We start from the raw sequence: 18,768 nt of genomic DNA on the forward strand, positions 1-18,768 counted from the left end.
GCCGTCCGGCGGGGCCTTTGCCGTACCCGGAGCCCTTCTCCGGGTACGGGCAGCCCTCACAACCCAAGGAGAAACACCACCATGGCAGGAAACAACTCCGCCGAGATCCGCGTCGCAGGCATCGGCAAGCTCTACGTCGCCGACGCCGGCACCTCCCTCCCCGCCACCTTCGGCACGGACTCCGCCGCCGACTGGTCCGGCGCGGGCTGGAAGGACCTCGGCTTCACCTCGGGCGACGGCGTCACGTTCTCGAAGAAGGACAAGCTGGAGGCCATCGACTCGTGGCAGTCGGTCTCCCCGGTCCACTACATCTACTCGAGCCGTGACCTGTCCCTGAAGTTCTCGCTGCTCCAGTTCAACGAGGACACGCTGCCGTTCTTCATGGGCGGCGACGCGGTGAAGGCGGAGCCGACCCCGGCGGTCGACACCTACCGCTACGAGATCGCCGAGCGTCCGTTCGCCGACGTGCGCGCCCTCGGCCTGGAGTTCACCGACGTCAAGGCCGGTGGCACGACCGCGGTGAAGTACCGCTTCATCATCCCGCGCGGCCAGGTCACCGCCACCGACGACATCAAGCTGGCCCGCAAGGCGGCCTCCCAGCTGGGCGTCACCTTCACCGCCATGTCGAAGGGCGACGGCAAGCCGCTGGCGACCTTCCTCATGAAGGACAGCCAGTACTCCGCGACCGTCTGATCCTTCTCCACCCGGGGCGGGACGGCGCACCGCCGTCCCGCCCCACCCCTCTCCTCCTCACCCACGCGAACAAGGAGTACGCATCACCATGGCCCGTTTCGACGTCAACGCCGCCCGCGCCCAGCGCCTGGAGGCCCACGGCCGCACCTGGTCCTTCGAGCTGGACGGCGAGTCCTACACGCTTCCCACCGAGCTCTCCCGCAAGACCGCGAAGGCGCTGCGGAAGCTCGACGACAACGACGTGGACGGTCTGCTCGAACTCCTGATGGGTGAGGAGCAGTACGTCCGCTTCGAGGAGCACGACCTCACGATGCAGGACATCGCCGCGATCCTGGAGGCCTACGGCAAGGAGACCGGGCTCGGCCTGGGGGAAGACTGAGCCTCGTCGAGTTCGTCGACGAACACGCCGAGGCCCTTGAAGCGGACCTGCTCCGCTACTACGCCACCGATCTTCTGGACTGGTACCGGGGCGAGCTCTCCAGCCGGCGCCTGATGGTCATGATCAAGCACCTTCCGGCGGACGGTGCCGTACAACGCGAGATCCACGGGGAGTCGGCGGAATGGTCGCTCACCGACCATCTCCTCGCCGCGACCGTGGACCATCTGGCCGTCTCCAACTGGATGTTCCAGTGCGTCAACACCGGTGAGGACGACGAGACCCCGGATCCGCCGAAGCCCGTTCCCCGTCCTGGCGTCACGGACGAGGACGGCGAGGAGCAGGGCGGGGATTCCGCGGAGGAGAGTGCCGATCCGGCGGTCTCCCCCTCGGCCCTCGCCCGCTTCTTCGGCTGACGCTCCCCCTTCGCCCCCGGACCCCGCTGCCGTCAGGAAGCGGGATCCGGGGGCGCTTCCTGTGCTCGTTCGGCGGCCAGCTCCTCCTCCAGGGTCCTGGCCCGCTCGGAGAGCCGGCGGCCGCGCCGGTCGGGGGTCCCCCCGCCCTGGCCGGGCACGCCGCCGATCGGCGGCACGATCGGACGGCCGCCCTTGCCCCGGACGACCTTCCGCACCGACTGGGCGTTCCTGCGGGGGCGGCTCTCCTGGGAGCCCGCCCGCGCGTCCCCGTCGGACTCGGGCTCCGAGTCGGGCGCGGCTCCGTGTCCGGGGTCCGGTTCGCGGTCGGACGCGTGCTCCGGCTCGGGTCCGTACCCGGGCAGGGGCACGCGTTCGTACCCGGGCACGGGTACGGGCGCGGGCGCAGGCGCGGGCTCCGGCTCGTACGCCTCGTACTCCGGCTCGGGGCGCTGTTCGAACAGCTCGCGCTCCCGGCGGACGCGTTCCTCGGCCTTGACCACCGCGGCCGGGGGTTCCATGAGCCGGGCGAAGGGCAGCGGGATGACGCGGGCCCCGTCCGGGTGGGCGGCGGCGTCCGTGCGCCGCTGCGGGCGCCGTATGCCACGCGCGTCACCCTGGCCCTGCGCATAGGCGTCGGCCACGCGCCGCTCGTACTCCCTGCGGATGCGGGGGAGTTCGTCGGAGACGGCCTCGGCCCAGCCGGCGGTGAACGCAGCGGTCTCGCGGCGGTCCATCTCGGCACGGGGCAGCACGACGAGGTCCTCCGGGGCGTACCCGGCGACGTGGACGAGTTCGGCGAGCCGTGCGAAGAGATGGGGCAGGTCGGGGTGGGATTCGAGCCAGTCGGTGACCTGCTCGCGCCGGTTACCTGCCGGCTCCGTGTCCATGCGTCAGCACTGCCTTCCAACCCCCTGGGGTCCCCACGCGCCCCTCGCGCCCCCGGCTCCCCGAATGAGTCAGGTCCGGGGAACGCGCCTTCCAGAGTACCCCGGTCGAACAGAAGCTCTGTTCGAGGACCAACCCCCACGGGGAACTGGCAAGAAGACACGCCGTCAGACGTTTCCCGCTCGACAAATCCCGAACAGGTGCTCCAGACTCTGTTCGCACAGTAGTTCGATAACGTGGTGCCCCCGCCTCACTCCGCGGCGCCGCCACGCACGCACGGGCAAGTAACCGGAAGGCAGGCGTCCATGACTCAGCAGGCCGAGGCATCCCGACCGCACATCCCGCTCCAGGACCGCCTCCGCCAGCTCCTCGACGGACCCCTCGCCCTCGACAAGAGAGCGTTGCTCGGCACGCTGTACGCCGAGGTCAGCCGCTACGAGACCCTCGCGTACGCGGCGGGCTGGAACGACGCCCTCGCGACGATGCGCCACGGCTCCCGCCGGGACGCCGACGCCTAGCCGCCCGAACCGCCCGCCCCACGCACGAGCCCCTGCCGAAGTTCCATGCCGGCAGGGGCTTTTCGGCGCTTGGCCGTCACCGGCCGGAAGCGGAGCAGAACATGGCAGAAGTAACGACCGAGGAACTCTCGATCCAGATCGCCGGCCTCGGCCACAAACTCCGGATCGTGGACGGGGGCTGGCTGCCCTCGACCAACTGGCTCCGAGAGCACCTGATCGTCCCGGACTTCAAGACGAAGTTCGAGGAGATGTACCAGGAGCTCCACAAGGAGAAGTCGTCCGAGCTCCTGGAAGCCTTCGGGCTCGACGGCATCGGCGCCGCGGTCGAGAAGTTCCACGAGGGCCACGAGGCCAAGTGGGAGTACCTCGCGTCCGCCGTCGCGGGCATCGCCGTCCCGATGATCATCGGCGGCCTCGTCATCGCCTTCCGGAGGGTCATCCTCGAAGGCTTCCGGAAGGTGCAGATCGCCCTCACCGGCAAGGCCTTCGTCCTCAACGAGAACCAGAACGGATTCGATCGCCTCACCAGGACCCAGATCCAGGAACGGGAGGCCAACGCCGGCGGCGGAATGGCCTCGATCCCCCAGGACGCGAACTTCGACGCCCTGCGCCGGCAGCTCGAGACGCTCAACCCGCACCTCAGGGAGTTCAACACCCAGGCCGGCCCGTTCAAAACCGCGTTCCGCCAGATGCCGAAGGCCTCCGCGATGGTCAAGACGGCCGACGGCATCACCAGGATCAAGACCGCCATCGCCGGCGCCGACCCCACCGACATCACCGCCCTCGCCAAGGCACTCGGCAAGCTCACCGGCGCCGTGAAGCACCACGACCCGAAGAAGGTGCCGGACCCGCGCAAGATCGAGAAGCTCAACCTGGCCATGGCCGACGCCAACCCCGACACGATCACGGCCGTCGCCAAGGCGACGGGCAAGCTCGCGAGCTCCCAGCGGCACTTCGATCCCAAGAAGCTCCCCAAGGCCCGTGGCCTGGAGTCGGCCGCCAGGTCCGCGGAGCGGCTCGCGGACGCGGGCCGGGACGTGGCCCGGGCCTTCAACACCCTCAAGATCAAGGCCCAGGAGGCCGCCCAGGCCATGGCCTGATCCCCATTCACCCCGGAAGGAGGTAACCCATGTCTCTCACCAGCTCCATGAAGAAGGCGTCCGACTCCCTGCGCAACCTCAAGACGCAGGCCACCGGCGCCGCGACCTCGGTCAAGAAGGTCGGTGACGCCGGCGGTTCGGCGAACGGTCAGCTCAAGAACCTCAAGACCAACGCCCAGGGCTCCGGCACCCAGCTCAAGAACCTCAAGACCGCCTCGGACCAGGCCGAGAAGTCGATGACGAAGGCCGGCAGGACCGCCGAGTCGGCCGGCACGAAGATGGGCAAGTACGAGTCCGGCGCCGGCAAGGCCGCCAAGGGCCAGGACAAGCTCAACAAGTCCATGAAGGGCAACTTCCTCGCCCGCCTGATCGAACTCTTCATGCCTCTCATCGAGAAGATCGTCGACATGGCGATGCAGTCGAAGACGATGCAGAAGATCCTGAAGAAGGCCTTCGACGCCATCAAGACCGTGATCAGCTCGGTCATGAAGGCCATCGGCCCGATCATGAAGAAGGCCGGCGACCTGATCAAGACGGTCTGGAACGGCATCAAGAAGGCCGTCTCCACCGTCGTCAAGGCCGTCGCCACCGTCATCAAGACCTACGTCAACATCTGGAAGACGGTCATCACCACGGTGATGAAGGCGATCAAGACGGTCGTCGGCGCCGTCTGGAACGGCATCAAGGCCGTCATCACCCCGGTGGTGAACTGGATCAAGTCCGCGATCCCGAACGCCTTCACCGCCGTCAAGGACAAGATGTCCTCCATCTGGAACGGACTGAAGGACATCGCGTCCCGGGCGTTCGAGGGCATCAAGAGCGGCGTGTCCGGCCCGATCAACGCCGTCATCGGCCTGATCAACCGCATGATCAGGGCCGTCAACGGCGTCAAGGTCAGCGTCCCCGGCTGGGTGCCGCTCGTCGGCGGCAAGACCTTCGGCGTCAACATCCCCACCATCCCCATGCTCGCCACCGGCGGTGTCGTCATGCCCCGCAGCGGCGGCGTCCCGGCGATCCTCGCCGAGGCCGGCGAGGCCGAGGCCGTCCTGCCGCTGTCCAAGCTGGACCGGCTGCTCGCCCTCACCGCCCGGCGCGCCCGCATGACGGCGCAGCTGCAGTCGGGCGGGGGCGGCGGTGCGGGGCTGCACATCGAGCACTACCACGCGGCCCGTAACAGCGACCCGCAGTCCACGGCGGACGCGCTGATGTACCTGGCGAAGGCACGCGGATGAGTGCCGTCGCCTCCTTCCCGAACCCGTTCGCCGGTGCCCTGCCGGTGATGACCTCCCTCAAGCGGGGTCTCGGCCAGGCGGGCGACGGACTGAAGCGGCTCAGGGAGGACGCCCGGCGCGCGGCCGGCGGCATGGACGGGTTCACCGCCGGTCTGCGCGCCGCCGGCACCTCCGTGCGCGGCCTCGGGACCGGCGCGTCCGGCACCGCGGACTCCTTCCGCCGGATCCAGCGGTCCAGGGCCGCCACCGGCCTGACGAAGATGGGCACCGCCGCGGGCAAGGCGCGGACGGTCGCGGGGAAGCTCGGTCCCTCGGTCGGCGGCGTCCTCTCCATCCTGGCCCCGTTGCTGCCCATCACCGACACCGTCACCAAGCTGATGGACACCTTCGGCACGGCCATGACCATCGCCTCCGTGGCCATGACCGGCGTCAACCTCGCCATGCGCGCCAACCCACTCGGCTTCCTCGTCGGCATCCTCGTACCCGTCGCCGCCTGGCTCATCGAGTACGCCATGCAGACCGAGACCGGCCAGAAGATCATGAAGCAGGTCTTCCAGGCGGCGCTGAAGGGCTTCCAGTCCGTCTGGAAGTTCCTCCAGCCGGTCATCAAGCTCATCGGACAGGCCGTCGGAACCTACTTCAAGGCCTACCTCACCCTGTTCACGACGGCGCTGAAGCTCATCGGTTCCGCCGTCAGCGGCATCTCCAGGGTCCGCTCCACCGTCACCTCCGCCAGCAACGCCCTGCGCGGCATCGCCTCGCGCACGATCGGCGGCATCAAGAACGCCGTCAAGCCGATCCTGTCCTTCATCACCGACAAGATCCCGGGCTTCTTCCGGCACGCCAAGGACGCGGTCGGCAAGGCCCTGCACGGCATGGGCGAGCTGATCAAGGGCGCCCTGACCGCCGTGCTCGGCGTCGTCAAGGGACCGATCAACGGCCTCATCGCCTTCGCCAACTGGATCATCGACGGGCTCAACAAGCTGAGCTTCGACTTCCTCGGCAAGCACTTCGGCGTCGACATCGACAAGATCCCGATGCTCGCCGAGGGCGGTGTCGTCTTCCCCGGCGCCGACAGCGCGCCGCGCATCGACCCGCTCACCGTCCTGGAGCACCGGCGCGTCCCGGCCCTCGCCGAGGCTCCCCGGCAGCCCCACCGCATCGCGGAGTTCCACGAGGACCCGGGCGCCGGCCCCCGGTCGACCGCCGAGGACCTGCTCTTCCTCGTCGCCGCCCACGGCTGAAGCCCTCACCCGACCTCAGAAGCCTCAGAAGCCCGACAGCCCCCTCAGAAGTGAGGTGACGGCCCCATGGCCGAGACCACAACCACATACGCCGGAAACGACCTCACCGCCGACATCGCGCCCGGCTCGCTGATCACCCAGGACGGGCAGATCCAGTGGGCCGGGCTCCTCATCGGCCCCGGTACGCCGTTCAACGTCGACCGGTCCGGTCTCCAGGGCTGGGAGGACCTGCCGGAGTACGACTCCTCCGACGCCGACCGGCCCACCTCGCACGGCGCCTGGCCCGGCTCCCGGTACGCCAAGCCGCGCAAGATCAGCGGCACGGTCGTGCTGATGCCGGAGTACGACGGCGCGACGGAGGTCATCCGCGCCCTGCGCCAGTCGCTGGCCCTGCTCGACGAGGAGCGCTGGCTCACCGTCCGGCTGCACGGCGAACTCCTCGCCGTGCGCGCCCGGATCGCCCAGCGGGTGGTCCCCGCGGACCAGGGCTTCGCCACCCAGGGCAGCTCGAAGATGTCGATCCAGTGGCTCGCCTCCGACCCGCGCCGCTACACCGTCAACGAGCAGAGCGCCTCCACCACGCCGCCGCAGCCGGAGACGGGCCTGACCTGGCCGCTGACCTGGCCGCTCAACTGGGGCCAGGCCAAGTCCACCGGCGACGCCGTCGCCGAGAACACCGGCTCCGCCGCCACGCACCCGGTGATCGTCTTCCGCGGCCCCTGCTCCATGCCGACCGTCACCGAGCGGGTCTCCAAGCGCCGGCTGCGGTACGCGATCGACCTGGCCGCCGGCGACGAGCTCGTCGTCGACACCGCCAACGGCACGGTGATGCTCAACAACACCGCCTCCCGCCGCCACACGGCGATGGCCGACTCCAGTCCGGAGGAGCTGTTCCTCCTCGAACCGGGCCGCACGGAGCTGTCGTTCCGGCCCGACTCGGCCACCCCCGAGGCCCTGATGACGGTCCGCTGGCGCAGCGCCGAGTGGTGACCGCCGCCTAGGCGCCGACCTCCTTCCCGCCCCGCACAGAAGAGGTGAACCCATGACCGTACGGGCCGCCTGGCTCCAATCCACAGGCCAGACCCGCGAGGACACCCGGATCGCCCTGTCCGCGCTCCTCACACCCAACGGGCAGAGCGCCGCGGAGACTCCGCTGCGCTCGCGGCCCGGCATCGTGCCCGGCGGCCTGGTGCTGACGGGCACGTCCGCGATGCAGTGCACGATCGGCACCGGCCGGGCCGTGATCCAGGGGGCCGACACCGCCCAGGGGCCCTACATGCTGGCGGTGACCGCCCCCGAGACGCTGACCATCCCGGACGGCGACCCGCAGTACGGCCGGATCGACCTGATCGAACTGGCCGTGCTCGACGACGCGTACGACAGGAGCGGCTCCACCGCGGCCCTCATCCGACTGGTCAAGGGCACCCCGTCGGCCACCCCGGTCGCGCCCGCCTCGGGCCCCGGCAGCGCCTTCCCGCTCTACACCGTCTCGGTGCCGGCCGGCACCTCGGCCGGCACCGGCGGCGTCCAGTGGACCACCGCGGGCGTCGTCACCACCCTGCACTACCCGATGACCGCACTCGGCGGCATCATCCCGACCAGCGGCTTCAAGGGCGCCTACGTCGGCCAGTACCGCGACGTCGCGGGCCTGCTCCAGCGCTGGGACGGCACGACCTGGGTCTCGTACCCGAAGCCGATCGGCGGCATCGCCCCGCACGGCACGATGACGACCGGCGGCTACACCGGCCAGTACCGCGACAACGCCGGCGTGCTCCAGCGCTGGGACGGCGCGGCCTGGCAGTACGCCGAGGGCAAGGCGACCATCCTGTTCAGCGTCTCGCAGACGACGATGCAGAGCGTGCCCGCCGGCACCTGGACGCCGATCACCCTCAACTACGTCGACATCGACGACTTCACCGGCTGGAACGGCACCGACAGCTTCGTCGTCCCGCGCACCGGCTGGTGGCGAGTCTCCGGCCACGTCGCCTGGAACGGCGACTCCACCACCGGCGTGCGCGGCGCCCGCATCACCCTCGGCGGGGTCGGCGTGCCCCGGATGACCTGGCTGACCCAGGCGTCCACCGGCGCCGTCACCGTCGGCGGCGAGGGCCTGATCAAGCTCACCGCGGGCAACGTCCTCCAGCTCGCCGGCTACCACAACCACACGGCCGCCGTCCGCACCCTCGGCGGCTCGGGCTACTACAGCGCCCTCACCGCCCAGTGGATCCGGTCCTGACCGCCCTCCCCTCCCCGCACCTCCCCGATTGGAGAACCCCGTGAACCTGCGCAGCAGCTGGGTCGCCGAGACCGGCCAGACCCGCGAGGACACCCGCCTCAACCAGGTCGGCGCGACCACCATGACCAACCCCGTCCAGGTCCGCTCCGGCATCCTGCCGGGCTCCTACGGCGGCCAGTGGCGACTGTCCGGCTTCTGGATGGACAAGGCCTCCGCCATGACGGCGACCGTCTCCGAGGGCCGGGCCGTCATCCAGGGCGACATCTCCCAGGGCGTCTACCCGGTGACCCTGCCGGCCGCCGAGCAGGTCACCTTCGCCCCCGGCTCCGCGACGTACGGCCGCATCGACCTGGTGGTCCTGCGGATCTACGACAAGCTCTACGACGGCGGCACCCGCAACGAGGGTGTGATCGAGGTCATCCAGGGCGTGCCGGACGCCGCCCCCAAGGCCCCGGCGGTCCCGCCGCGCAGCCTCCCGCTGTACGAGGTGACGGTCCCGGCCGGCGCCAGCGCGGGCAACGGCGGCATCCCGTGGAACACCTCCCTGAAGGACCTGCGCACGCCGGTCGTCGCCCTCGGCGGCATTCTCCCGGTCGAGGGCCAGGTCCTGCCGGGCGCGTACCCGGGCCAGTACCAGGACACCCCCAACAACCAGTTCCAGCGCTGGGACGGCGGCCGGTGGGTCGCCTACCCGGAGGCTGTCGGCGGCATCGTCCCGACCTCCGTCAACTCCACCACCCCGGGCAGCTACACGGGCCAGTACCGGGGCACCGCGGCCGGTCCGCTCCAGCGCTGGAACGGCACGGCGTGGGTGTCGGCGTACCCGGGTCCGTACTTCAACGACTCGCTGGACGCGGGCTACACGCTCTCGACGACCTACGTGGACACGCTGATCGACCGGGCGACCAACCCGCTGACGGTGACCTTCGTCGCCCCGGAGACCCGACAGGCCATCCTCACCTTCGGTTCGCGCGTGGAGCTGGACCTGAACTCCGGCACAACGGGCATCGCCAGCTCGGCCTGGATGTGCGTGCGCATCACACAGGGCACCACCGTCGTCCGCGAGGTGGACGACGAATTCGCCGCCGTCGGCTCCAAGTCGGCCGACCCCACGGACGCCGTCTCCATCTCGACCACCCAGCGCCTCTACAACCTGACGCCGGGGGCGACCTACGCGATCACCGCGTACTACCGGACGACCAACACCAACGTGCGTGCCTGGTTCGACAACACCTTCATCCAGGTCACCCCGCAGTACTGAGTCCACCGGGCCGCCGCCCCTACTTCCAGGAGATCCCATGCCCGTACGCTCCGGATGGCTGATGCCCACCGGTCAGACCCGCCAGAACACCCGCATCACCAACATCGGCGCCACCACCCCCGTCAACCCGCTCGGCGTCCGGTCCGGCATCCTGCCCGGCACGTACGACGGCAAGTACCGGGTCGGCGGTCTGTGGATGAGCTCCACCGGCCCGATGACGGCCACCGTCTACCACGGCAAGGCCGTCGTCCAGGGGGCCACCACCGACGGCGCCTACCCGGTCGCCCTCGACGAGGACATCACCCTCACCTTCGCCGACGGCGACCCGCTCAACGACCGCATCGACCTCGTCGTGGTCCGCGTCTACGACAACGACGTGGACGCCCTCGGCAAGTACGAGGCCGGCATCGAGATCGTCAAGGGCACCCCGGCGGCCGTGCCGGCCGCCCCGGCCTCCCCCGCCCGCTCCCTGCCCCTGTTCACGGTGAAGGTGAAGAAGGGCGCCTCCGCTGGCACCGGCGGCATCGACTGGGCGGGCGGCGCCTCCACCGACCTGCGCACCACGACCGTCTCCTCCGGCGGCATCCTGCCCGTCTACAACAACGCCGGCGTGCCCGGCGCCTACCCGGGCCAGTACCAGGACAACGACAACGCCCACTTCCTCCAGCGCTGGGACGGCACCGCCTGGGTCGCCTACCCCAAGGAGATCGGCGGCATCGCGCCCAGCGGCGCGGTCACCACCGGCAGCTACACCGGTCAGTACCGCGACTACAACGGCCAGCTCCAGCGCTGGAACGGCACCGCCTGGGCGGCCTACCAGCCGCCCGTCGAGATCGAGACCACCAACACCGGTGCCGTCGCCCTCACCAACTGGTCGATGGTGGCGTTCTCCGGCCGCAGGACCAAGAGCGGCCTGTGCACCATCACCGCCACCGTCACCCGCACCGGCGCCCAGGTCAACGTCGACAGCTCCGGCAACATCGCCGACGAGCAGCTGTGCACCATCCCGGCCGGCTGGCGTCCGGCCACGGACTTCGAGGCCACGGCCAGCGACGGGTACGGCGACGGCGCCGCCAACATCCGCGCCGACGGACGCGTCGACCTGCGGACCTGGTCCTACAACGGCGCCCTGGCCGCCGGGCGGAACATCCGCATCTCCGCCACCTACGTCCTGTAAGGGGGCCCACCGATGGCAATCGACACGCCCTACCGGGCGATCTTCTGCGACCTGCTCACCGACCAGACGCTCGACATCCTCCCCCTGCGGGACGTCTCGTTCGACGACTACATCGGCAAGGCGGGCTCCCTCTCCGGCACGATCCCCATCCCCGACAAGGCGATCGCCGAGCGCGTCAAGAAGGTCCGGGAGGGCCGCACCGCGGTCTACCTGGAGCGCGGCGGCGACCTGTGGTGGGGCGGCATCGTCTGGACCACCACCCTGCAGTCCAGTGGCCGCGGGGTGCTGACCCTCGGCATCCAGGCCGCCACGTTCGACTCGTACGCCGGACGCCGTCGCATCCGTACCGACATCACGTACACCACCCCGACCGACCAGGTGGAGATCGCGCGCCGGCTCTGGCGCGAGCTCGACGTCCAGACCTACCCCGACGCCCCCGAGGGCCAGGAGCCCCGCCGCCTCGGGATCACGTACGGCGACGAGGTCGCCAAGTTCCAGAAGACGGCGTCGTGGCGCAAGGGCGACGAGACCGTCTACCTGGAGGCGCTCGACCAGCTCGCCGCCACCGAGAACGGCTTCGAGTACCAGATCCTGGTCTACCGCGACCCGGTCACCGGGCAGCGGATCCGGCAGCTCCGCCTCGGCGAACCCAAGATCGTCACGGGCGCGACCGACCTGGTCTTCGACCGGCCCGGCGTCATCCTGTCGTACTCCTTCCCGTACGACGCCACCCGCGGCGGCACCACCGCCCTGGCCCGCGGCGCCTCCGTCAACGCCAACGCCGCCGCCGAGTCCCGGCCGATCTACTCCACCCAGCAGTACGCCAGCGACCTGCTCGTGGACGGCTGGCCGCTGATCGACCTGTCCTCGGACCACAACGAGATCACCGACCAGCTCGCGCTCGACTCGGTGGCCGCCACGGAGCTCAAGCAGGCCCGCGGCGCCGTGGTGATCCCCTCGGTCTCCATCCACCTCGGCGGGATCGTCCCGCCGCAGCTCCTCGGCCGCGTCGCCCGCATCCGGATCACCGACGAGTGGTACTCCCAGGGCCTCGACGCCCGCTACCGCATCGTCGGCGCCAAGGTCACGCCCCCGGAGCGCGGCCGCCCCGACACCGCCGAGCTCTACCTCGAGGAGGCCTGATGCCCCAGCTGCCCGAGGACATCATCGACCGGCTCAACCAGATGGAACGCCGGCTCAAGGCCCTGTCCACGGCCGTGAACACCCGTCCCGCCGTCAACGAGTTCCGTCCCCCGCCGTCCGGGAGCGTCACCATCACCCGGCCGCTGTTCCGGATCTTCGACGGCTACAACCACGAGATCTTCGCGGACGACATCATGACCGGCGGCCTCGCCCGGCCCTGGCTCCAGCTCATGCCGCCGCTCGCCAGCGACCCGGCCAAGTGGCCCTCCACCACCGCCCCCGCCTTCACCACCATCGCCCGCTGCATGAACCCCATCTGGCAGCCGAAGATGCGGCTCGCCGTCAACACCGCGGCGTCGAGCGGCGGCACCGGCCAGGTGCGGGTTCTCGTCGACGGCGTCCCGTTCGGCCCCACGGTCACCGCGGGCATCACCTATGACTACCTCGGCCTGCTGCCCGGCGACATGAAGACCCGGTTCGGCCAGACGATGGTCGTCGAGATCCAGGCCCTGGCCAGTGCCGGCACGGTCTACGCCCAGCCCTCCCTCATCCACGGCGCCCAGACCTGACCCACGAGGAGCACCCATGAACATCGACCCCACTCAGCCGTGGGGCGTGGCCATCGACTACGCGGGCCGCGCCACCGTCACCGAGAACGGCCACACCCTCACCATTCGCGTGTACGACAACACCATGGGCTACACCCTGCAGCGCGACCCGGTGACCGGGCAGTACCCGCCGGTGTACGTGACGGCCGAGGTCACCGAGAAGGGCACCGGCGACACCTCCCTGCGCGGTTCCGGCCTGATCGTCGTGGACGCCCGGGACGGCGTCCCGGCCGTCCCCGACCAGACCGCCGTCCAGCGCGCGGTGGCCGCCGCGCTCGCCGACTTCGAGACCCGCCGGTCCGCGTACGCCGACCTGTGCGCCACCTGGGCGGCCCCGCCGGCCCCGGAACCCGCCCCGTAGCAACCCGTACGGAAGAACCGCACCCCGCAGGCCCGCCCGACGCGGGCCTTTCTCATGTCCGGAGGACACCAGATGGCCACTCCCCTCACCGCGGACCGGTTCGTCGCCGCGCTCCGCGCCGAAGGCGTCACCGTCGTCGAGCACCCCGGCTGGCGCACCCACAACCGCAACGGCCACGGCGCCTGGGGCCCCGTGACCGGCGTGATCATCCACCACACCGTCTCCGCCGGCACCGCCAACACCGTCGAGATGTGCTTCGACGGATACGAAGGGCTGCCGGGCCCCCTCTGCCACGGCGTCATCGCCAAGGACGGCAGCGTCCACCTCGTCGCCAACGGCCGCGCCAACCACGCCGGCGGCGGCGACCCGTCCGTCCTCCAGGCCGTGATCAGCGAGACGTACGGAGACCGGCCGCCCGCCCCGCGCGAGCACCAGGGCAGCTCCGGCGCCGTCGACGGCAACTCCCGCTTCTACGGCTTCGAGTGCGTCAACCTCGGCGACGGCCGCGACCCCTGGCCGCCCGCCCAGCTCGACGCGATCGAACGGGTCTCCGCCGCCCTGTGCCGGGCCCACGGCTGGGGCGCCCGCTCCGTCATCGGCCACAAGGAGTGGTCGGACTGGAAGGACGACCCCCGGGGCTTCGCCATGCCGACGATGCGCGACCGGGTCCAGGCCCGGCTGAACAAGGCCCCCGCCAAGCCCGCCCCCGACGCCGGCAAGCCGGCCGCCCCCCGCCTCCAGCCCTTCCCGGGCACCTCGTTCTTCCGCAGGGAGACGAGCTCCCCGATCATCACGGCCATGGGCCGCCGCCTCGTCGCCGAGGGCTGCTCCGCGTACACCGTCGGCCCGAGCCCCCGCTGGGGCGAGGCCGACCGGCTCAGCTACGCGAAGTGGCAGCACAAGCTCGGCTTCCGCGGCTCCGACGCCGACGGCATCCCGGGCGCCGCGTCCTGGAACGCGCTGAAGGTCCCGTACACGAAGTAACCCAAGGAGCACAGTGATGTCCGATGCCGCCAAGCGCACGGCCCGTACCGTCCTCCAGTCCGCCGTCGGCATCGCCGTCGTGCTCCCCGCCATCGTCGACGCCTCCGGCATCCCCGCGACCCTCCCCTGGGTCGCCGGGGCGCTGGCCGTCGCCGGCGGGCTGGCCCGGGTGATGGCCCTCGACCTGGTGCAGAACCTGCTGCCGTCCTGGCTGCGCAGCACCCCGGGCGGTGCCGATGACCGAGCCTGATCCGAACGACCCCGTCGCCGTCGCCCTCGAACTGGAGCGGCTCCGCGGCACCCTGGAGGCCGGTTTCGCCCGCGTCGACGGCTCGCTCGCGCTGCTCGTGCAGCGCAGCGACCAGACCGACAAGCAGCTCGCCGACCACGAGGCCCGCCTCGACGACCTGGAGCGGGCCCGCTGGCCGGTGGCCAGCATCGCGGCGCTGACCGCGAGCGCCGGCCTGCTCGTCGCCGTCTGGGAACTGGCCGCGCGCTGAAACGCCGAAGGGCGGCCACCCCGTACGAAACGGGGTGGCCGCCCTTCGGTCAAGCGACTCGCTTACTGGTTGTACGGACCGTAGTCGTAGTCCTCCAGCGGAACGGCCTGGCCGGAGCCCGAGCCGAACGGCGAGTAGTCGATGTCGTCGTAGCCGACGGCCGAGTACATCGCGGCCTTGGCCTCCTCGGTCGGCTCGACCCGGATGTTGCGGTAGCGGGACAGACCCGTACCGGCCGGGATGAGCTTACCGATGATGACGTTCTCCTTGAGGCCGATGAGGCTGTCGGACTTGGCGTTGATCGCCGCATCCGTCAGGACTCGGGTCGTCTCCTGGAAGGAGGCGGCCGACAGCCAGGACTCCGTCGCCAGCGAGGCCTTGGTGATACCCATCAGCTGCGGACGGCCGGAGGCGGGGTGACCGCCCTCGGTGACCACACGACGGTTCTCCTGCTCGAACTTCGAGCGCTCGACCAGCTCGCCCGGGAGGAGCTCCGCGTCGCCGGACTCGATGATCGTCACGCGGCGCAGCATCTGCCGGATGATGATCTCGATGTGCTTGTCGTGGATCGACACGCCCTGCGAGTTGTAGACCTTCTGGACTTCGCCGACCAGGTGGACCTGGACCGCACGCTGACCGAGGATCCGGAGCACGTCGTGCGGGTTGGTGGCACCCACGGTGAGCTTCTGGCCGACCTCGACGTGGTCGCCCTCGCCCACGAGCAGACGGGCACGCTTCGAGATCGGGAACGCCGTCTCGTCGGTGCCGTCGTCCGGGGTGACGACGATCTTCTTGGTCTTCTCGGTCTCCTCGATGCGGACGCGACCGGCCGCCTCGGAGATCGGGGCGACACCCTTCGGCTGCCGCGCCTCGAAGAGCTCGACGACACGGGGCAGACCCTGGGTGATGTCGTCACCGGCCACACCACCGGTGTGGAAGGTACGCATCGTCAGCTGGGTGCCGGGCTCACCGATGGACTGGGCGGCGATGATGCCGACCGCCTCACCGATGTCGACCAGCTTGCCGGTGGCGAGCGAACGGCCGTAGCAGAACGCACAGGTGCCGACGGCGGACTCACAGGTCAGGACCGAACGGGTCTTGACCTCCTCGACGCCCGCGTTGACCAGGGCGTCGATGAGCACGTCACCCAGGTCGACGTTGGCCGGCGCGATGACCTTGCCGTCCACGACGACGTCCTCGGCGAGCATCCGCGCGTACACGGAGGTCTCGACGTCGTCCGTCTTCCGCAGGACACCGGCCTCGTCCTTGGCCGCGATCCGCAGCTTCAGACCGCGCTCGGTGCCACAGTCCTCCTCGCGGATGATCACGTCCTGCGAGACGTCCACCAGACGACGGGTCAGGTAACCCGAGTCGGCGGTACGCAGGGCGGTGTCGGCGAGACCCTTACGGGCACCGTGCGTCGAGATGAAGTACTCGAGGACGGAGAGACCCTCACGGAAGGACGCCTTGATGGGACGCGGGATGGTCTCGTTCTTCGCGTTCGACACCAGACCACGCATACCGGCGATCTGCCGCATCTGCATCATGTTTCCTCGGGCACCCGAGTCAACCATCATGAAGATGGGGTTCGTCTTGGGGAAGTTCGCGTTCATCGCCTCGGCGACCTCGTTGGTCGCCTTGGTCCAGATCGCGATGAGCTCCTGCGTGCGCTCTTCCTTGGTGATCAGACCGCGCTCGTACTGCTTCTGGACCTTCTCGTCCTGCGCCTCGTAGCCCTTGACGATCTCCTTCTTCGCCTCGGGAACGACGACGTCGGAGATGGCCACGGTGACACCGGAACGGGTCGCCCAGTAGAAGCCCGCCGCCTTCAGGTTGTCGAGCGTCGCCGCCACGATGACCTTGGGGTAGCGCTCGGCGAGGTCGTTGACGATCTCGGAGAGCTGCTTCTTGCCGACGGAGTAGTCGACGAACGGGTAGTCCTCGGGCAGCAGCTCGTTGAAGAGCGCGCGGCCCAGCGAGGTCTTCAGACGGAACGAGTCACCCTGCTGCCACTCCGGCTCGCCCTCCTCGGCGACCGGGGGAACCCAGCCACGGGGAGCGACGGTGCCGACCGGGAAGCGGATCTCGATCTGCGACTGCAGCGCGAGCTCGCCGGCGTCGAACGCCATGATCGCCTCGGCCGTGGAGCCGAACGCGCGGCCCTCGCCCTTGGTGTCACGGAGCTCGCCGTCGGTGGTGAGGAAGAACAGACCGAGGACCATGTCCTGGGTCGGCATCGTCACCGGACGGCCGTCGGCGGGCTTGAGGATGTTGTTCGAGGACAGCATCAGGATGCGGGCCTCGGCCTGCGCCTCCGCGGAGAGCGGCAGGTGGACGGCCATCTGGTCACCGTCGAAGTCCGCGTTGAACGCGGTGCAGACGAGCGGGTGGATCTGGATGGCCTTGCCCTCGACCAGCTGAGGCTCGAAGGCCTGGATGCCGAGGCGGTGCAGCGTGGGCGCACGGTTCAGCAGGACCGGGTGCTCGGCGATGACCTCTTCGAGGACGTCGTACACGACCGTACGGCCGCGCTCGACCATGCGCTTCGCCGACTTGATGTTCTGCGCGTGGTTCAGGTCGACCAGGCGCTTCATCACGAACGGCTTGAAGAGCTCCAGCGCCATGGCCTTCGGCAGACCGCACTGGTGCAGCTTCAGCTGCGGACCGACGACGATCACGGAACGCGCGGAGTAGTCCACACGCTTGCCGAGAAGGTTCTGACGGAAACGACCCTGCTTGCCCTTCAGCATGTCGCTGAGGGACTTCAGCGGACGGTTGCCGGGGCCCGTGACCGGGCGACCACGACGGCCGTTGTCGAAGAGGGCGTCGACCGCCTCCTGGAGCATCCGCTTCTCGTTGTTCACGATGATCTCGGGGGCACCGAGGTCGAGCAGACGCTTCAGACGGTTGTTGCGGTTGATCACACGGCGGTACAGGTCGTTCAGGTCGGAGGTCGCGAAGCGGCCACCGTCCAGCTGCACCATCGGACGCAGGTCCGGCGGGATGACCGGGACGCAGTCGAGAACCATGCCCTTGGGGCTGTTCGCGGTCTGCAGGAACGCGGAGACGACCTTGAGGCGCTTGAGCGCACGGGTCTTCTTCTGGCCCTTGCCGGTACGGATGATCTCGCGGAGGCGCTCGGCCTCCTCCTCCAGGTCGAAGGACTCCAGGCGCTTCTGCAGCGCCGCGGCACCCATCGAACCGTCGAAGTACGTGCCGAAGCGGTCACGCAGCTCGCGGTAGAGGAGCTCGTCGCCCTCCAGGTCCTGGACCTTGAGGTTCTTGAAGCGCGACCAGACCTCGTCCAGACGGTCGATCTCGCGCTGCGCACGGTCGCGCAGCTGCTTCATCTCGCGCTCGGCACCCTCGCGCACCTTGCGGCGCACGTCGGCCTTGGCGCCCTCGGCCTCCAGCTCGGCGAGGTCGTTCTCGAGCTTCTTGGCGCGGGCCTCCAGGTCGGAGTCGCGACGGTTCTCGATCTGCTGACGCTCGACGGAGACGTGCGCCTCCAGGGAGGGCAGGTCACGCGTACGACGCTCGTCGTCGACGTACGTGATCATGTACGCCGCGAAGTAGATGACCTTCTCGAGGTCCTTCGGGGCGAGGTCGAGCAGGTACCCGAGGCGCGACGGAACGCCCTTGAAGTACCAGATGTGGGTGACGGGAGCGGCGAGCTCGATGTGGCCCATCCGCTCACGGCGCACCTTGGCGCGGGTGACCTCGACGCCACACCGCTCACAGATGATGCCCTTGAAGCGGACGCGCTTGTACTTGCCGCAGTAGCACTCCCAGTCCCGGGTCGGACCGAAGATCTTCTCGCAGAAGAGTCCGTCCTTCTCGGGCTTGAGCGTGCGGTAGTTGATGGTCTCCGGCTTCTTGACCTCGCCGTGGCTCCACTGACGGATGTCGTCAGCGGTGGCCAGACCGATCCGGAGCTCGTCGAAGAAGTTGACGTCGAGCACTATGCGTCAATCCCTCTCAGGGTTGTAAGGCTGTGGGTCTGATACGGGGGTCCTGGGGCCGGCGGGGGACTC

The 18,768-nt window shown here is 69.7% G+C and carries 19 protein-coding genes; 17 read left to right on the forward strand and 2 right to left on the reverse strand.

Features of this window, described 5'->3' with window-relative positions; all coding sequences use genetic code 11:
• The first annotated feature begins 81 nt into the window (after positions 1-81).
• From BLW86_RS15250 to BLW86_RS15260, 3 genes are all read left to right on the forward strand, one after another.
• Positions 82-693 carry a phage tail tube protein gene (locus tag BLW86_RS15250; RefSeq protein ID WP_030687846.1) on the forward strand — a complete coding sequence of 204 codons (612 nt, stop codon included), beginning with the start codon at positions 82-84 and terminating at the stop codon, positions 691-693.
• Between the two features lie 88 nt (positions 694-781).
• Positions 782-1,072, forward strand: coding sequence for a hypothetical protein (locus tag BLW86_RS15255; RefSeq protein ID WP_030687847.1), 291 nt, complete (start codon positions 782-784; stop codon positions 1,070-1,072).
• 119 nt (positions 1,073-1,191) lie between these two features.
• Entirely contained in the window at positions 1,192-1,485 is a 294-nt protein-coding gene (locus tag BLW86_RS15260) for a hypothetical protein (protein ID WP_371129502.1), read from the forward strand.
• A 32-nt stretch (positions 1,486-1,517) separates the two neighbouring features.
• On the opposite strand, the gene BLW86_RS15265 is transcribed toward BLW86_RS15260, so the two are convergent.
• A complete protein-coding gene (locus BLW86_RS15265; protein WP_093874544.1) occupies positions 1,518-2,372 on the reverse strand; it encodes a hypothetical protein in 855 nt (284 codons plus the stop codon).
• 303 nt (positions 2,373-2,675) lie between these two features.
• Here BLW86_RS15265 and BLW86_RS15270 point away from each other — a divergent pair, with 303 nt between their 5' ends.
• The 14 genes from BLW86_RS15270 to BLW86_RS15335 all read left to right on the forward strand — a co-directional run bounded on the left by BLW86_RS15270 (position 2,676) and on the right by BLW86_RS15335 (position 14,734).
• Positions 2,676-2,888 carry a hypothetical protein gene (locus BLW86_RS15270; RefSeq protein ID WP_093874545.1) on the forward strand — a complete coding sequence of 71 codons (213 nt, stop codon included), beginning with the start codon at positions 2,676-2,678 and terminating at the stop codon, positions 2,886-2,888.
• A 101-nt stretch (positions 2,889-2,989) separates the two neighbouring features.
• On the forward strand, positions 2,990-3,988 hold the full coding sequence (locus tag BLW86_RS15275; RefSeq protein ID WP_093874546.1) for a hypothetical protein: 999 nt from the start codon (positions 2,990-2,992) through the stop codon (positions 3,986-3,988).
• Between the two features lie 29 nt (positions 3,989-4,017).
• Complete coding sequence (locus tag BLW86_RS15280; RefSeq protein ID WP_093874547.1) at positions 4,018-5,220, forward strand: phage tail protein; 1,203 nt, start codon at positions 4,018-4,020, stop codon at positions 5,218-5,220.
• A complete protein-coding gene (locus BLW86_RS15285; protein WP_093874548.1) occupies positions 5,217-6,464 on the forward strand; it encodes a phage tail tape measure protein in 1,248 nt (415 codons plus the stop codon). The genes BLW86_RS15280 and BLW86_RS15285 overlap by 4 nt, the downstream gene beginning before the upstream one ends.
• Before the next feature lie 66 nt (positions 6,465-6,530).
• Complete coding sequence (locus tag BLW86_RS15290) at positions 6,531-7,454, forward strand: phage distal tail protein (protein ID WP_093874549.1); 924 nt, start codon at positions 6,531-6,533, stop codon at positions 7,452-7,454.
• Positions 7,455-7,506: 52 nt separating this feature from the next.
• On the forward strand, positions 7,507-8,700 hold the full coding sequence (locus BLW86_RS15295) for a hypothetical protein (RefSeq protein ID WP_093874550.1): 1,194 nt from the start codon (positions 7,507-7,509) through the stop codon (positions 8,698-8,700).
• A 40-nt stretch (positions 8,701-8,740) separates the two neighbouring features.
• Entirely contained in the window at positions 8,741-9,961 is a 1,221-nt protein-coding gene (locus BLW86_RS15300; protein WP_093874551.1) for a hypothetical protein, read from the forward strand.
• Positions 9,962-9,998: 37 nt separating this feature from the next.
• Positions 9,999-11,138, forward strand: coding sequence for a hypothetical protein (locus BLW86_RS15305; RefSeq protein WP_093874552.1), 1,140 nt, complete (start codon positions 9,999-10,001; stop codon positions 11,136-11,138).
• 12 nt (positions 11,139-11,150) lie between these two features.
• On the forward strand, positions 11,151-12,281 hold the full coding sequence (locus BLW86_RS15310) for a hypothetical protein (protein WP_093874553.1): 1,131 nt from the start codon (positions 11,151-11,153) through the stop codon (positions 12,279-12,281).
• Entirely contained in the window at positions 12,281-12,850 is a 570-nt protein-coding gene (locus BLW86_RS15315) for a hypothetical protein (RefSeq protein ID WP_093874554.1), read from the forward strand. The genes BLW86_RS15310 and BLW86_RS15315 overlap by 1 nt, the downstream gene beginning before the upstream one ends.
• Before the next feature lie 16 nt (positions 12,851-12,866).
• Positions 12,867-13,250, forward strand: coding sequence for a hypothetical protein (locus tag BLW86_RS15320; protein WP_093874555.1), 384 nt, complete (start codon positions 12,867-12,869; stop codon positions 13,248-13,250).
• Positions 13,251-13,322: 72 nt separating this feature from the next.
• A complete protein-coding gene (locus BLW86_RS15325) occupies positions 13,323-14,234 on the forward strand; it encodes a peptidoglycan-binding protein (RefSeq protein WP_093874556.1) in 912 nt (303 codons plus the stop codon).
• Positions 14,235-14,250: 16 nt separating this feature from the next.
• A complete protein-coding gene (locus BLW86_RS15330; RefSeq protein WP_093874557.1) occupies positions 14,251-14,484 on the forward strand; it encodes a hypothetical protein in 234 nt (77 codons plus the stop codon).
• Positions 14,471-14,734 carry a hypothetical protein gene (locus tag BLW86_RS15335; RefSeq protein WP_093874558.1) on the forward strand — a complete coding sequence of 88 codons (264 nt, stop codon included), beginning with the start codon at positions 14,471-14,473 and terminating at the stop codon, positions 14,732-14,734. The genes BLW86_RS15330 and BLW86_RS15335 overlap by 14 nt, the downstream gene beginning before the upstream one ends.
• 62 nt (positions 14,735-14,796) lie before the next feature.
• On the opposite strand, the gene BLW86_RS15340 is transcribed toward BLW86_RS15335, so the two are convergent.
• Complete coding sequence (locus BLW86_RS15340; protein ID WP_093874559.1) at positions 14,797-18,696, reverse strand: DNA-directed RNA polymerase subunit beta'; 3,900 nt, start codon at positions 18,694-18,696, stop codon at positions 14,797-14,799.
• Positions 18,697-18,768 lie beyond the last annotated feature (72 nt).

The sequence above is a fragment of the Streptomyces sp. TLI_105 genome, from assembly GCF_900105415.1.
GTDB lineage: Bacteria > Actinomycetota > Actinomycetes > Streptomycetales > Streptomycetaceae > Streptomyces.